The organism is Mesorhizobium subarcticum (assembly GCF_055456085.1).
This window is the reverse complement of the sequence record NZ_JBVBEG010000002.1, coordinates 291533-305162: the sequence shown is the minus strand read 5'-3', so window position 1 is coordinate 305162 and position 13630 is coordinate 291533. Positions and strand designations below refer to the sequence as shown.

The 13630-nt window shown below is 58.9% G+C and carries 5 protein-coding genes and 6 pseudogenes; 6 read left to right on the top strand and 5 right to left on the bottom strand.

Annotated elements, in window-relative coordinates:
• Positions 1 to 14 precede the first annotated feature (14 nt).
• The gene (locus tag ACZYHG_RS33270) at positions 15 to 206 is read left to right on the top strand and encodes a hypothetical protein (RefSeq protein ID WP_258580801.1); all 192 of its coding nucleotides are present in this window, start codon (positions 15 to 17) and stop codon (positions 204 to 206) included.
• A gap of 1345 nt (positions 207 to 1551) precedes the next feature.
• On the opposite strand, the pseudogene ACZYHG_RS33265 reads toward ACZYHG_RS33270, so the two are convergent.
• Positions 1552 to 1728 (bottom strand): annotated as a pseudogene (locus ACZYHG_RS33265) (IS110 family transposase); the annotation flags it as partial.
• Positions 1729 to 1909: 181 nt separating this feature from the next.
• Between ACZYHG_RS33265 and ACZYHG_RS33260 the strand changes: the two are divergent.
• From ACZYHG_RS33260 to ACZYHG_RS33245, 4 pseudogenes are all read left to right on the top strand, one after another.
• Positions 1910 to 3510 (top strand): annotated as a pseudogene (locus ACZYHG_RS33260) (IS66 family transposase).
• Positions 3511 to 3593: 83 nt separating this feature from the next.
• Positions 3594 to 4031, top strand: a pseudogene (locus tag ACZYHG_RS33255) (transposase); the annotation flags it as partial.
• Positions 4032 to 4386: 355 nt separating this feature from the next.
• A pseudogene (locus ACZYHG_RS33250) lies at positions 4387 to 5501 on the top strand (IS110 family RNA-guided transposase).
• A gap of 377 nt (positions 5502 to 5878) precedes the next feature.
• Positions 5879 to 6957 (top strand): annotated as a pseudogene (locus ACZYHG_RS33245) (IS630 family transposase).
• Positions 6958 to 7101: 144 nt separating this feature from the next.
• On the opposite strand, the gene ACZYHG_RS33240 reads toward ACZYHG_RS33245, so the two are convergent.
• Positions 7102 to 8037, bottom strand: coding sequence for an IS5 family transposase (locus ACZYHG_RS33240; RefSeq protein ID WP_464609580.1), 936 nt, complete (start codon positions 8035 to 8037; stop codon positions 7102 to 7104).
• Between the two features lie 173 nt (positions 8038 to 8210).
• On the opposite strand from ACZYHG_RS33240, the gene ACZYHG_RS33235 reads away from it, so the two are divergent.
• Positions 8211 to 9157 (top strand): IS630 family transposase gene (locus ACZYHG_RS33235; RefSeq protein WP_464615248.1). Its coding sequence is split into 2 segments (ribosomal slippage): positions 8211 to 8550 and positions 8550 to 9157, totalling 948 coding nucleotides; the frame shifts between segments, so codons are not numbered across the junction.
• A gap of 185 nt (positions 9158 to 9342) precedes the next feature.
• On the opposite strand, the gene ACZYHG_RS33230 is transcribed toward ACZYHG_RS33235, so the two are convergent.
• The 3 genes and pseudogenes from ACZYHG_RS33230 to ACZYHG_RS33220 form a co-directional block, all read right to left on the bottom strand.
• A complete protein-coding gene (locus tag ACZYHG_RS33230; protein ID WP_464615247.1) occupies positions 9343 to 11217 on the bottom strand; it encodes a P-loop NTPase fold protein in 1875 nt (624 codons plus the stop codon).
• 21 nt (positions 11218 to 11238) lie between these two features.
• On the bottom strand, positions 11239 to 12804 hold the full coding sequence (locus ACZYHG_RS33225; protein ID WP_464615246.1) for a DUF6883 domain-containing protein: 1566 nt from the start codon (positions 12802 to 12804) through the stop codon (positions 11239 to 11241).
• Positions 12801 to 13606 (bottom strand): annotated as a pseudogene (locus ACZYHG_RS33220) (nucleotidyl transferase AbiEii/AbiGii toxin family protein). Before ACZYHG_RS33220 ends, ACZYHG_RS33225 begins: the two are co-directional and overlap by 4 nt.
• Between the last annotated feature and the right edge of the window lie 24 nt (positions 13607 to 13630).

Sequence of the window (13630 nt, the reverse complement as noted above, 5' to 3'; positions counted from 1 at the left end):
ACTGAGAGGGTCATATGACAAGCGATTTTTCCGCCGCCCGAGTTCATTTAGATCGAGCGTATCACTACCTTCGTGGCGATGACCCGATGAGCCGAAGGGGGCGCGAAGCCTTGGACCTGTTAATTGAGGCGGTTGCCGTCGAAGAGTTCAAGCAGCCACGCCAAAACGCGGAGGTGCTAATGTTTCCGATTGGGCGCCGCTTCTGAGGCGATCTCCATGGCCGCCACTCTGAACCATGGTGAGCAAATCCTCCCAGAACGCAAAGAAGCCCGCCCCGGCATGAGCCGAGACGGGCAATAGAAATGGGAGTCCCAAGCGCGCGTCCACGAAACAGCGCCGGCAGGTGAAATTCAGCAGAATGTCCATTCTGGCGCAACGTCACGTTCGCGAACCGAGAAATTGACCGATGCCGTGGGAAAACTCGATTGCGATCCCTGTTATCGCGTGTCACCCTACTCCGGTTCCTTATAAGTGGTCGGGTAGCCCCTCCCGATCACCGTGTACCCCTCCTCACCCTCCGAATGAATCCTGAGAATGTTGGAGGGGGGCAGTTTGTGCTCGACGCCGAGATCGAGGCCTTCGCGAAAGAACTCGGATCCCAGGCTGCAACTCGGCGCCAAAAACATGGGATTATTATGTATTTGAGCGACGCGAACGGCCGTCTTGTGCCGCTCTGCCCATTTCCCCTGCGATAGCGATTATTTCACCGGTGGAGGGCCAATGCACAATGCCCGAAGTATACAACTCCAGCTTTCAACAACCGAGCTTTGGTCGGAGTAGTGCTTGTCAGCGTCTTGGGTGACGGCTGGAGCTGGAGCGGTCATTACAATGGCCAACGCTGTGGCAGCAAGTATCGTTCGTGGCCAGTGAGACCGCAATTTCTGGAGCCTCGAGCGCCCCACAGCGTCTTTTTCTGAGGTAGGCATTTTTCGTTTTCCTTTTGGATCATCACGGATTTGAAGAGGATCTGGTGTTATGTCCCGTTGGGAGAGCCGGCGAAGCGGCCGATATTCATGTGGTCGAGTCATAAGTTCTCCTGAATGTTTGTTTTACGAGAACCCTTATGGCAGCCCTAGCTGACAACAGGCTGAAAGCGGTTTTCGGGATGGCAATCCTGTCTGCCGATCGCAGCGAGATCCAATGGAGCCGGGGCGTCCCATGGGATGCGCAGCCTGTATTGCGTTCGGACGAATGTCATGTGAACTCCTGGGCTAAAGACTGCGCGACGGGCCATGTCGGAACACGTATCATGGCTATGAATATGCAATTGGCATGCCACCAAACGGGTTGTGAGCAGCGACCACAAATCGGAGGAGTCGCCCCCTGGCCGGCTTGATCCTAACCCCTAGGATGTCTGGATCTGAACACAGATTGTCGTCAATCGGACTCGGACAAAATGCTGTGACCAGCTTTGGCACCGGCTGACGCCAGAGTCCTCGGTTGAGAATTGCGCGTCTGAGGGCGGATTGGGCAACAGGCGATCGCCGGGGCCGGTCGAGTTGCGCAGCCGTGTGTTGCTGTTAGCGTGGCGGCATAGGGCCGCAGGTGTGAGCCCGCCTCGTAGCAGAGGTGAATCCGATCGAACTTGGCGGCGATCCGTTGGATAACGCGGCGCATGCTTGTGTCCGATGCATCGACCTCACCGAAGTAGCGAACCTCTCCTTCCCGGCCGGCTTCCGCAATCGCCACGGCATTCCTCTGCTTCGCAACATCGATTCCGACGGGGATGTCACATTAATGAGAAATACTACTATCTACTCGTCAAGCGAAAAAGTTTGCAAAGAAATCAAAAGGTTATGGCGTCAAGAATGTAACCGGGGCAGATTACCGGGCGGTGGGGGTTTGCAGGCGCGTGCGTTCGTGATTCACCCTTTGCGTGACGCTACCACCGACTGATTCGCTTGAAGGCCTGTCGCTCGCGGAACTCCGCGGGCTGGTTTCTGCGCTGATCGGCGAAGTGCGCGGTCTTCAAGGCCGGGTCGAGAGCCTTGAGAGCGAGAACCAGGCGCTACGCGCCGAGAACCAGACCCTGAAGGATGAGATCGCCCGGCTGAAGGACCTGCCGCCGCGTCCCCCGGTCAAGCCGACCAAGCCATCGGGCATGGAGAAGGCGACGCAGCCGACATCTGGCAAGGGCAAGCGCCGCCGGCGCGGCGCCAAGCGCGACGGCGGTCGCGTGAGCCGCGAGGTGACGGTTGCGGTGAGCGCTCCTGCGGGCTCTCGCTTCAAGGGGTATGAGACGATCCTGGTGCGCGATCTGGCGTTGTCGGCCGAGGTGGTGCGCTATCGCCGCGAGCGCTGGGTGACACCGACCGGCGAAACGATGGTGGCGCCCTTGCCGGCGGGGATCATCGGCGGCTGGGGCGCGAACCTGCGCCGCTTCATTCTGGCCTGTCACATTCAAGGCCAGGTGACGACGGAGCGGTTGACGGCGTTGTTGACCGGGATCGGGGTCGACATTTCGAAGCGCCAGGTGGTGCGGCTGATTTCGGAGGGCCTGGAGGCCTTCGCGGCGGAGGACCGTGACGTGCTGCGCGCCGGGCTGGCTACGGCGCCCTGGATCACCGTCGATGATACGTCGGCGCGCCACGCCCACCAGGACGGCTACACCACCCAGATCGGCGATCGCCGCTTCACCGCGTTCCGCACCGGGCGATCGAAGTCACGGGAGGCGTTCCTGGCGACGCTTGCGTGCCGGGCACAGCGATTACTTCATCAATGAAGAGGCCCTGGCCTATATGCGCGGCCGCAACCTCGCCGGTCCGGTGATCGCGCGGCTTGGCGGCTGCGCCGCACAAGGCATTTGCCGACAGCGCCGCATGGCAGGCGCATCTGGCCGCACTCGGCCTCGACCAGCTCGCGGTTGAGCCCAACCCAGTCAGGATCGCCACCGAAGGGGCGATGTGGGGAGCGATCCGCCACCACGGCTTTCTTGGCGATACCGTGGTCGTGTCCGATGATGCCGGCCAGTTCCGCATCGGCGACCATGCTCTGTGCTGGGTCCACGCCGAGCGGCTCGTCCACAAATTGATACCCGTGACCCCGGATCAACGTCAGGCCGTCGACATCATGCGCCAGTTGATCTGGTGGTTCTATCGCGACCTCAAGAGCTACCAGCGTGCTCCTTGTCCGCGCCACGCGGCGGCCCTGCGCGCCCGCTTCGAGCGCCTGTTCAAACGACGAACCGGCTACGTCATGCTCGACCGGCTTCTTGCCAGGCTGCATCGCCGCAAGCATGAACTCCTGCGCGTTCTCGATCGTCCCGAGATCCCACTCCACACCAATGGTTCGGAAAACGACATCCGCACCTTCGTCACCAAGCGCAAGATCTCCGGCGGAACCGTCAGCGAGGCAGGCAAGAATGCCCGCGACGTCCTGCTCGGCCTGATGAAGACCTGCATCAAGCTCGACGTCTCATTCTTCCGCTATCTCGGCGACCGCCTCGGCATACCAACACAAGAGTCGATTCCGCCGCTCCCGGATCTCGTTAGGCAAGCCGCTCAAGCCTGACTGCCCGGTAATCTGCCCCGGTTACGTCAAGAATCGGCGCGGCGCGATGGAAAAAGCACTTTACTGAGTTAATGTGACATCCCCTGTTCGAGCCCCATGCCGATATCATCGTCAAAGGCAGCCGCGCCACCGAATACGGCCACAAGCTCAACCTGACCACCGGCAGGAGCGGCATGATCCTCGATCTGGTGATCGAGGCGGGCAATCCGCGCGACAGCGACCGCTTGCTGCCGATGCTGGAACGCCACATCGCCTTCTATGGTCACGCGCCGCGGCAGGCGGCGGCCGACGGCGGCTTTGCCAGTCGCGGCAATCTGGCTACAGCCAAGGCCTTGGGCGTTCACGACATGGCATTCCACAAGAAAGCCGGCCTCAGGATCGAGGACATGGTCAGAAGCAATTGGGTCTATCGCAAGCTGCGCAACTTCCGTGCCGGCATCGAGGCCGACATCTCATGCCTCAAGCGCGCTTACGGCTTGGCGCGCTGCACCTGGCGCGGCCTTGATCACTTCAAGAGCTAAGTCTGGTCCTCGGTCGTGGCTTACAATCTCGTCGTCTTCACGCGCCTCAAGCCGACTTGACACTGACCCATCGGAATTGCGTCGCACCGGCACAGCCGGCCTCGTGGCGTGCGCGTGATCGCCCCCACAACGCCTTTCTGCTCGATCGCCAGCCCTCGATCCTGTCCATACCACTCAACGCACACCAACGGCCAACAAACCATTGCAAATGCTCGCAAAAAGAAGCGTTTGTGGACGAAAACTAACTAGTCCCTATGATTGCTGGGCCTGAGGGCGGCCCGTCATCCGATATGCAACGGTACGAGGGTTAAGCCGGCTGGCCGGCGCAGAGCCTCATGCATAGGAGACGGGCCATATGGACCATATCAGATTTGTCGGTTTGGATATTCACAAGGAACGGATCTCGGTCGCGGTGGCGGAGAGCGGACGCTCCGGCGCGGTGGACTATCTCGGCGAGATTGCCAATGATGCTGATACCATCAGCAAGCTGTGCGACCGTCTCGGGCGGTCCGGCAAGCCGCTGGCGTTTTGCTATGAGGCCGGCCCGGCGGCTATGGCGTTCATCGCCAACTCACGCGCCTCGGCCATCGGTGCGACGTGGTGGCGCCGTCGCTGATTCCGCGGAAGCCTGGCGATCGGGTGAAGACGAACCGTCGCGACGCCACCATGCTCGCTCGCCTCAATCGGGCCGGAGAGCTGACCCCCGTTTGGGTGCCCGACGCCGATCATGAAGCCATGCGCGACCTGATCCGGCTGCGCAGCGTCGTGCGACAGGTGGTGACGCGAGCGCGCCAACATCTTCAAGGATTTCTGCTGCGTCACGGGCGCAAGCATGAGCGTGGGACGGCCTGGCGAAAGGCTTACCGGCGATGGCTTTCGACATTGGCCTTCGACCATCCCGCTCAGCAGATCGCATTTCAGGACTACGTCGATGCCGTCATGGATGCGGAACGGCGCCTGCAGCAGGTCGAGGAACAGATACTCAGCCTGCTCCCGGAATGGAACCAGCGCCCGGTCGTTGACGCCTTGCAGGCGATGCGCGGCATCGCGCTGATTAATGCCGTGGTGCTGGTCGCGGAGGTCGGTGACTTCACACGCTTCTCAAACCCACGCCAGCTCATGGCCTATTTCGGCCTGGTCCCCGGAGAACAATCGAGTGGTGAGACCGTCTGGCGCGGCGGCATCACCAAGACCGGCAACACTCATGCCCGGCGCGCGCTGGTCGAAGGCGCCTGGGCTTACCGGATGAGAGCGCGCATCGGCCGGCATAAGGTCGACCGGATCGAGGCGCTGCCGAAAGTCGTTCGCGATATCGGGTGGAAAGCGCAAGTTCGACTGTGCACCCGATATCGTCGGCTGAGCGCGCGCGGCAAGAATGCGAACGTCGTCAATGTCGCCATCGCACGCGAGATGGTGGGCTTCATCTGGTCGATCGCCTGCACGGTTCAGTCCGCGCCAAAGGCGGCGTGACCACTATTTGACAGACAGCCAACAGAGGAGACCACAACACAGGATCAGCCTCGGCGCGGTATGCGGCGCTGGAGGCGGGACAATGCCGGGGAGCCCTCGTCTCCACTATGAGCCTCGACGCTCGCCACCTAGACAGAGGCAGCCCCAAACGAAACCAGGTCATGCGGCCCGACCCGCGGATGAGAGATTGTTGACCGACGTTCAAGTCCCGCCTCTTGCACCTCATATCCGCCGTACAAGTGCCTCGACCGCCGATCGGATCGGCGGGCCGCAGCTTATGTCAAAGGCCATTGTCAGCAATCATGAGAGTGGAGTGATCGAGACGAAAGAGTCCGATTTTGGATTCTAATTTTTGCGGGAGTATGCGACTATGGTGCATGCGCAAAGGTATTACATTTGAGGTTTCCGCGGCTGACCGAGTTCGTCTCAACGCAATCGTTTCGGCGGGCAGTTCGCCTCAAAAGCATGTGTGGCGGGCGAAGATCATCTTGATGAGCGACGAGGGTCTGGGAACCGTCGCGATCATGGAGGCGACGGCCAAGTCGAAGACCTGCGTCTGGCGTTGGCAGGAACGCTTCATGGCGGAAGGTGTAGACGGTCTTTTGCGCGACAAGAGCCGGCCGCCCGGCACTGCGCCGCTTGAGGTTGACCTTGTCGACCGGGTGCTCGCTCTGACTCTGGAAACGCCCAGGCAGGAGGCCACGCACTGGACCGTTCGTGCGATGGCAAGGCCGTTGGGATCGCGGCGTCTTCGGTCGTCAAGATCTGGCACGAGCACGGCCTTGCGCCGCACCGCTGGCGCAGCTTCAAACTGTCGAATGACAAGGCTTTTGCCGAGAAACTGCACGACGTCGTCGGGCTCTATGTCTCGCCGCCGGCCCATGCCATTGTCCTTTCCGTCGATGAAAAGAGCCAGATCCAGGCGCTCGATCGGACGCAGCCAGGACTTCCTTTGAAGAAGGGCCGCGGCGGCACGATGACCCATGATTACAAGCGCCATGGCACCACGACACTCTTCGCTGCCCTGAATGTCCTCGACGGCTCCGTCATTGGCCGCAACATGCAGCGTCACCGGCATCAGGAGTTCATCCGCTTCCTCAACGCAATCGAGGCCCAGTTGCCGAAGGATAAGGCGGTTCACGTCATCCTGGATAGCTATGCGACGCACAAACAGCCGAAGGTCCGGGCCTGGTTGGCGCGGCACCCACGCTGGACATTCCACTTCGTTCCGACATCGTGTTCCTGGTTGAACGCCGTCGAGGGCTTCTTCGCAAAGCTCACACGGCGACGACTGAAAAATGGTGTCTTTCATTCCGTCGTTGATCTTCAGGCAGCCATCAACCGCTTTATCAAAGAGCACAACGAAGAGCCAAAGCCGTTCATTTGGAAAGCAGACCCTGACAACATCATCGCAGCCGTCAGACGTGGGCACCAAGTGTTGGAATCAATGCACTAGGAGACCTGTGCGCGGGAAGCATTTAGCGTTGATTTTGTTTGATCTTTTCCGCTTCCGAGGTAAACGGTGCAAAGATATCAGCGCCGACGTCGACGGCTGTGTCTTCTGACGCTCTCGTGTGAGCGTCAGTGGTGTTTTTGCCCGCTATCCAGCCATAGTGATGACCTTCAAACTGCGTTTCATATTGTAGGCGATGGCAGTGAGGCGAATTTGAACGCCTGCCTTTGCAAGCCCTCGCCATCGCATCCGGCGAAGGCCGTAGCTTCGTTTCCACGTGCCAAAGATCTTCTCGATCCGGCCACGAATGCGATGGATCGGTTGGTTCCAGGCCTCAAGGCGTGCCAGTGTTTCGGCTTCGTCCCGTCCCCACATGCCGGTGGCGACGATGCGTGGCGTTCCACCCTTGGCACGCACCGCGTCGCCGAAATGATTGCCGCGATAGGCGCTATCGGCAAACACCTGGCCGGGATTGTCAGGCAGAGCATCGGGACCGGCCTTGCCGTCGTTGATGTTGGCGGGTGTGACGGCGATCTCCTCGACCAGAGCTGTATCGGCGTCGGCACCGACATGGGCCTTGAAGCCATGAACCGCTGGTCGGCCCTTATGCTTGACCCAATGGCCCTCTTCGTCATCCTCACTGGCCGAGGCGATGATCGTCGCATCGACAAGCGTGCCGGTCTTCACCTGAATCGCTTTGGCCTTGAGCTGGCCGGTGATCTCGTCGAACAGCGTCTTGTCCAGACCATGGGCCACAAGAGCCTTTCGAAAACGCACGAAAGCCGTTCGCTCAGGTGTCTGCTCTTGAGCCGAAAACCCGCAGAACCGTCGGAACGATCCTCTGTCGTCCAACGCCTCGGCAAGCTTGACGTCGGACAAGTCGTACCAGATCGACAGCAGCATCGCCTTGAACAACGCCTCTGGCGGCCAGGCAGGCTCGCCCTTCGAAGAGCAGGAAATCACACAAAGGGCCTGATCGATCGGCACCCAGTCAATCAGTCTGGCAAGCGCATCCAAAGACGAATGCTGGCCGCGATCAACGGCAAAACCAAACTTTTCCTGACCAATGCGCCGACGTGACATCGCATCCCTCAATCCATTGTACTGATTGAGAGAATCACACATCAACACGCCAGTCCAGACACCCGCGCACAGGTCTCCACTAGAGCATTTTCCGTGAACGCCGAGTCACATTTGGGATTCACGCGGTGGCGGAAGTCTGTTTCATTTTCCCTGTGATTTGCAGGGAGATGACGATGACACGCAGCTTGAGTGCGGACCTTCGCGGTCGGGTGATTTTGGCTATATCGGAGGGTGTTTCGACGCGGGAGGCAGCACGCCGGTTCCGGATCGGGATTGCTACGGCGGGGAACTGGTATCGCCGCTATCGCGAGACGGGTGAGATGGCGGCACGCAAGCAGGGCCAACCGTCGCGCTCGAAGCTTGATCCTCACGAAGCCTTCATCCTCGGCCTGATCGAGGAGACGCCCGACATCACTCTGGCGGAGATTGCCGAGAGGCTGGCGGCCGGGCATGGCGTGCGCGTGGTTCCTTCGACGATCTGGATGTTTCTCGACAGGCGCTGCGTCACGTTTAAAAAAAGACGGCGCATGCCAGCGAACAACAGCGCCCCGACGTCAAGGCGCGCCGTTGCGCCTGGTTCGACGGCCAGCTCGATCTCGACCCCGAGAAGCTGATCTTCATTGATGAGACTGCGGCCTCCACCAAGATGGCGCGGCTGCGCGGGCGGGCCAAACGTGGCGAACGCTGCCGTGCGCCGGTTCCTCATGGTCATTGGAAGACCACGACCTTCACCGCTGGACTGCGGCTGAACGGCCTGACCGCACCGATGCTGCTCGACGGGCCGATGAACGGCGCCGCCTTCCTGGCCTATGCCGAACAGGTGCTCGCGCCTGAACTTTCTCCCGGCGACATCGTCGTCATGGACAACCTGCCGGCTCACAAGATCACCGGCGTTCGCGAGGCCATCCAAAGGACCGGCGCACGGCTTCTGTTGCTGCCGCCATATTCGCCCGACTTCAATCCCATCGAGATGGCGTTCTCGAAGCTCAAAGCCCTACTCAGAAAAGCAGCCGCCCGCTCCATCGATCAACTCTGGTCCGTCATCGCCGACTGCCTCGACGCCTTCAAACCGGCCGAATGCCGAAACTACTTCGAGGCAGCCGGGTATGACCCGGAGTAAGTCGAATCTGCTCTAGTTGAGAAAACTGGCGCGCCGGACGAGATGAAACTGGGCACTCTTATGTAATTGCTTTTTCTATATAATTTTCCCGGTCGTTTTTGTGCTGTCCGGCAACGCAAGCCCGGGCCAAACATTTCGGGAGAAATGACGGAACACCTGGGGAGATGGTAGTGCGCATATGCCGTTTACAACTCGTCTGCTTCGCGAGCCTTAGCGATGGCGCATGATTTTTCGATCTTCTCGAAATACGACTTGATCCGCGTTTCGATAAGCTCGTTATGCGGCACAGGAGCCCTGACAGCTCTCTTCGTAAGTTCCTCCCTCAATTTCGTTATCCATTCATGCTCTTCGATCAAAAGTCCGCTGTGTTCATCATGTTCGTATCGCTTTGCTAATGACGCAAAAAGCCGCCCAATAGGACGAGAGTCCACAACCATGATATCAGCGAAGTCATCTGCTCGGATGTGATGCAGCACAGGGCAATCTGCGTAGTTACCTTCGTCGATTCCATACTCGTACAGCGCCGAATGGGCCTCACCACTCGCGTCCTGCAGCCTCTTCAATAGCGCGGGCGCTTCACTCTTCATCAGTCCAGAAAATGCCTCAAAGGTCGCCTCTCGCACGCTTTTCGAGATTTGCTTGAATTCATCCGTCTGTTCGCTGGGGTAGCCCAAGCCAGCGAAGGAACCGCCGAATGAATCGAAGACGCCTCTCGCTGGAACCATTCGACTACTGGCGAGAAGATTCTTCAAATACTCCTCAAAGTAGGCGACGACGTCCGTGCCCTTTCCCAAGATATGGTCACCCCAACTTGCCAGGCTGACTATTTCGCCGGCAACGTGAAGAATAATGCCAGGGTGGATCAATTCGTGATTATTTAGCTCCGCCACCAGCTGTGTGCGAGCCGCTTCATAATGCTCGCGAGGCAAATCTGTCCAACTCCATAGCTGACGCCATGCTGGGGCGCTCTTATAACCAACAACCACGGGGTGCTCCAACACGTACTTGTTTATGGGTTCCACATCGACGATGCCGGTCTCATAGAGATGAGCCAATCGATCAGGAGGGACGATCGGGTTGCTCCATTCAACGTCTTGATATATCGCGAGCAGGTACGCAGGTTTCGACGCGTCCATTTCCTCTTCTGAAGTCTTATTGAATCGGTGCATGCTGAGCGACGTTGAGAGATTCGACAACTCCTCGACACCCAGATTGCCAGCTCTAAACTCCAGTCCAGTCGCTACCACAAACAGGAGCAGGCGGTGGAGTGCGTCTGAAGATGCTTGAACTTTGTCATCGATTAGTGAAACCAGGCGATCGAAGTCAGCAAAGACCGCACGGAGGCTGCGAAAATTGCTTTTCCCCGAGGCGGCGAATGTCCTTAGAACCGCTTCCTTGGAGGCCGTGGCCGCAGCTTGAGCGGGCTTGTTAGCAATATCCCGAACAAAAAGATCAAAAACGTCCGAAGGGTCCGACCCGACGCGCAGCGTTTTTCCGACGAGTTTCTCTTTTCGTCTATCGTATTCGCTCCTTTGATCGGCTGGGATTTCCGCCTGATTGGCTATGACGATGACTTTGAGCCCTTCGTGCTCGACGTAACTGTTGATAAAACCCATTGCTTCCGAGATCGGCATAGAACAGCGTTCCAGATCGTCGAAAACGAGAATCCGTCCCTCGAGCTTTAAGACCATGTCTTTGACGACATCGCCGTTATTGCCACTCTCGTTCAGCTTCGCCCCGGTGAAGAGCTGAGCTACCCCTGAGATACTCGAACCGAGAATTCGGGCTGCGCGTGAATTGAGCAGTGGGTGCGCTTGTGCGAAGAATTGTTCGGTGATTTCTCCGGGCGATTTAACCCCGTATAGGCTTGCATAAAGGTGTCCGGACCCTGCCAAGGGATCAGCCCCTTTGGCCGCGTCATCCCGCTCTTTGAGGAGCTTCTTGATAAAATGGGTTTTGCCCGACCCCCAAGGCCCATCGAGCAATATGGCAAAGTCGCTCGCTTGGCCTGGGTCTAGGTAGTGTGTGATGTATTTCTTAGCGTCCTCATTGTGCGTCATCGTTCAGCCGTCCCTGCAAATCTAACTAACGAAAATCTCTACTGTGCCATCAGTGTCATTGCGCCTCAGCACTCCTACAAACGCCTCCACATAGGCTTTTGCGCCATCCACCGATTGACTCTGGGTGCGGGCGTAGAAGCAGACGCCACTTCGGTAGTGAGACGAAGTATAACCGTTGATCCTCAACCATCGGGCAAAACCCCGACGGGAGTCGCGGAAATGCACATACGCCCCCCCGATTTGGCCCTCCATGATCATTGGATAACCTTCAATCTTCATCGGCGTCGGCACGCAGATTTCGGCCGCCCGAGTGCCAGCTTCGCACGCGGCCTCGAACAGCGCCCGCCAGCGATCATCGCCTTTTAGGTCGGGAAGCAGAACGTTTGGCTCGTATGGCGCGGCAGACGGCACTTTTCGTTCGTCTCCCGGGAACGCGGTCACTAGTGTGGCCCGTTCTCCGCTCCTGACTATCCAGCCGGTCTTGACCGCTGCTACGCGGCCGTCCCGTCCCCGAATTGACAGGGTTGCATCGAAACGGATGCCGTATTCGTCGAGTCTCAGGTCTTCGAACGATGCCGCAGCCAGTGAGTCGACCAGTTGGGCCTGCAAATAGCGCCAGTCACTAGCGTCTATCCCTAGGGCCTGTTTAAGGAATTTAGCCTTGCTGCCGCCCTTTGGGTGCTCCAGGTTGAGAAGATACTCGGTAAGACGGCGTGCCTGTACGACCACCTCATCGGGGGCATTGGGAAGGTCCCTTAGGTCCCATACGAAGTCAGTGACCAGGCCTAATGAACTTATTTTTGAGGAAAGTTCCGAAGCAACCCGCTCATGCACAGAAGGCGCTGCTCTCGACTTTAACCGAGCCTCGGTAACGAGCCCGCGCGGGCTGAGGTCAACAGGACCGGGCAAGGCGGGCGAGCGGCGATGGAAATCCTCGCTTGGGATGTGGACGATACTGCCTGCCGCCAGAACGCTTGCGCCACCGAAATGTGCTTCTGGGTGCCCTTCATCGCTAAGCGTCAGATGCACAGTACCCCGCTCAATGAACGCGTCTCGTATTAGGCATTTAATAAATAGGTGGCGGTGCAGAGGATTGCCCAGGTCCGGCACAACCATGCCGAGATAACACTCGTCATGGCCATCCACTCCCGACAGTAATTCGCCACGAATATTAGGCAAAACGATGCAGCAAATCGATCGCTTTGCAAGCACCTCGGGAAGGGTCGCTAAATCCAAAGTGTGATGTTGATCAGAAAAACTATCGCAAAGCTCACCGATGAGCGTGGCAAAGAGGGGATTGTCACCGCGCATTTCGAGCCCGGAGGAATGGATACGCTGCGCGCCGGTTTTGGCGACGCCAACATTAGCCGTCACTCTGCCGGGCCGGTACGCAATGTCATCCAGAAGCAAGTCGCCCCGTAGAATTCGGGACCGGGTTGCCTTCAGCGAGTCGACATACTGGAGTGCCTGCAGAAAGGCCGTGTCAAACCTGTCGCCATAACTGTTACCGGCAAGCCTTGTGTCCGAGTCAAAAAGAAAGGCAGCGGCGGTCTCTTCCGGAAATGCCGTCAGTGGAGCAGCGATCATGCGCTTGTCTCCACCCGCAACACCGTTGCCAGTTGATTTACAAGCCGGGCTCGCAACTCTCTGGACAACCGATCGAGGTTGACCTGCTTCCACTTCACGGCCGGCAAATTCTCAGCGCCCTCTACGCCCAGCAATGACCACTCAGGCTCCCCCTTCTTGAACCCCAGCAGGAACGCCCGGTGATCGTCCGGCATCCCGCCGGCTATCGCGGCGATCAGTTCCTCTCGCGCTTTCAGCAGCGCTTCGAACGCCACCGGCTCTGCGGTCATACCGTCAAAGCCTTGCGCAAATTCCTGCTCGATATCCTTGTGGCGGGGTACGAGAACCTCTGAGATCGGACGGTCATGGCTGATGAGATAGACGATAAACGCCCGCCGCAGATCATCGGTGATGCCTTCGTTGGCCAGCAGGTCGCGAACATCGAACAGGTCACGCGGATGCTGCCTGTCCAGTGCCGCCATGATCTTCCCCGCATAAAGGTCAGAGAACGAAACCACCTGCATTTCCGCAAAGCCGAACGCGTCTTCCACCGCCGGCGACACGGCTCTCACTTGCGGCTCGAACACACAGCCGCGCAGCACCGGCGTCACCTCGATCTTGATCTGCGCATCGCTGCCCTGGATTATCAGTTTGGTGACGATCTGCTCCCGGGCATTCACCACTTCATTGACGCGCACGCCGCGCAGACCTGACCTGAGCGCCGCCGCAATCCTCTTCATACCCGCATCGATGGCGGCCAGCGACTCTGCCCGGGTGCGACCGGCAGATAGGTCAGGTCGATATCGACCGACAGGCGCGGCATATCCCGGACAAAAAGATTGATCGC

Bases quoted from the DNA above. Each gene is read 5' to 3' on its own strand.
- ACZYHG_RS33230 (WP_464615247.1), bottom strand. From the start codon at position 11,217: ATGACGCACAATGAGGACGCTAAGAAATACATCACACACTACCTAGAC.
- ACZYHG_RS33270 (WP_258580801.1), top strand. From the start codon at position 15: ATGACAAGCGATTTTTCCGCCGCCCGAGTTCATTTAGATCGAGCGTAT.
- ACZYHG_RS33240 (WP_464609580.1), bottom strand. From the start codon at position 8,037: ATGTCACGTCGGCGCATTGGTCAGGAAAAGTTTGGTTTTGCCGTTGAT.
- ACZYHG_RS33225 (WP_464615246.1), bottom strand. From the start codon at position 12,804: ATGATCGCTGCTCCACTGACGGCATTTCCGGAAGAGACCGCCGCTGCC.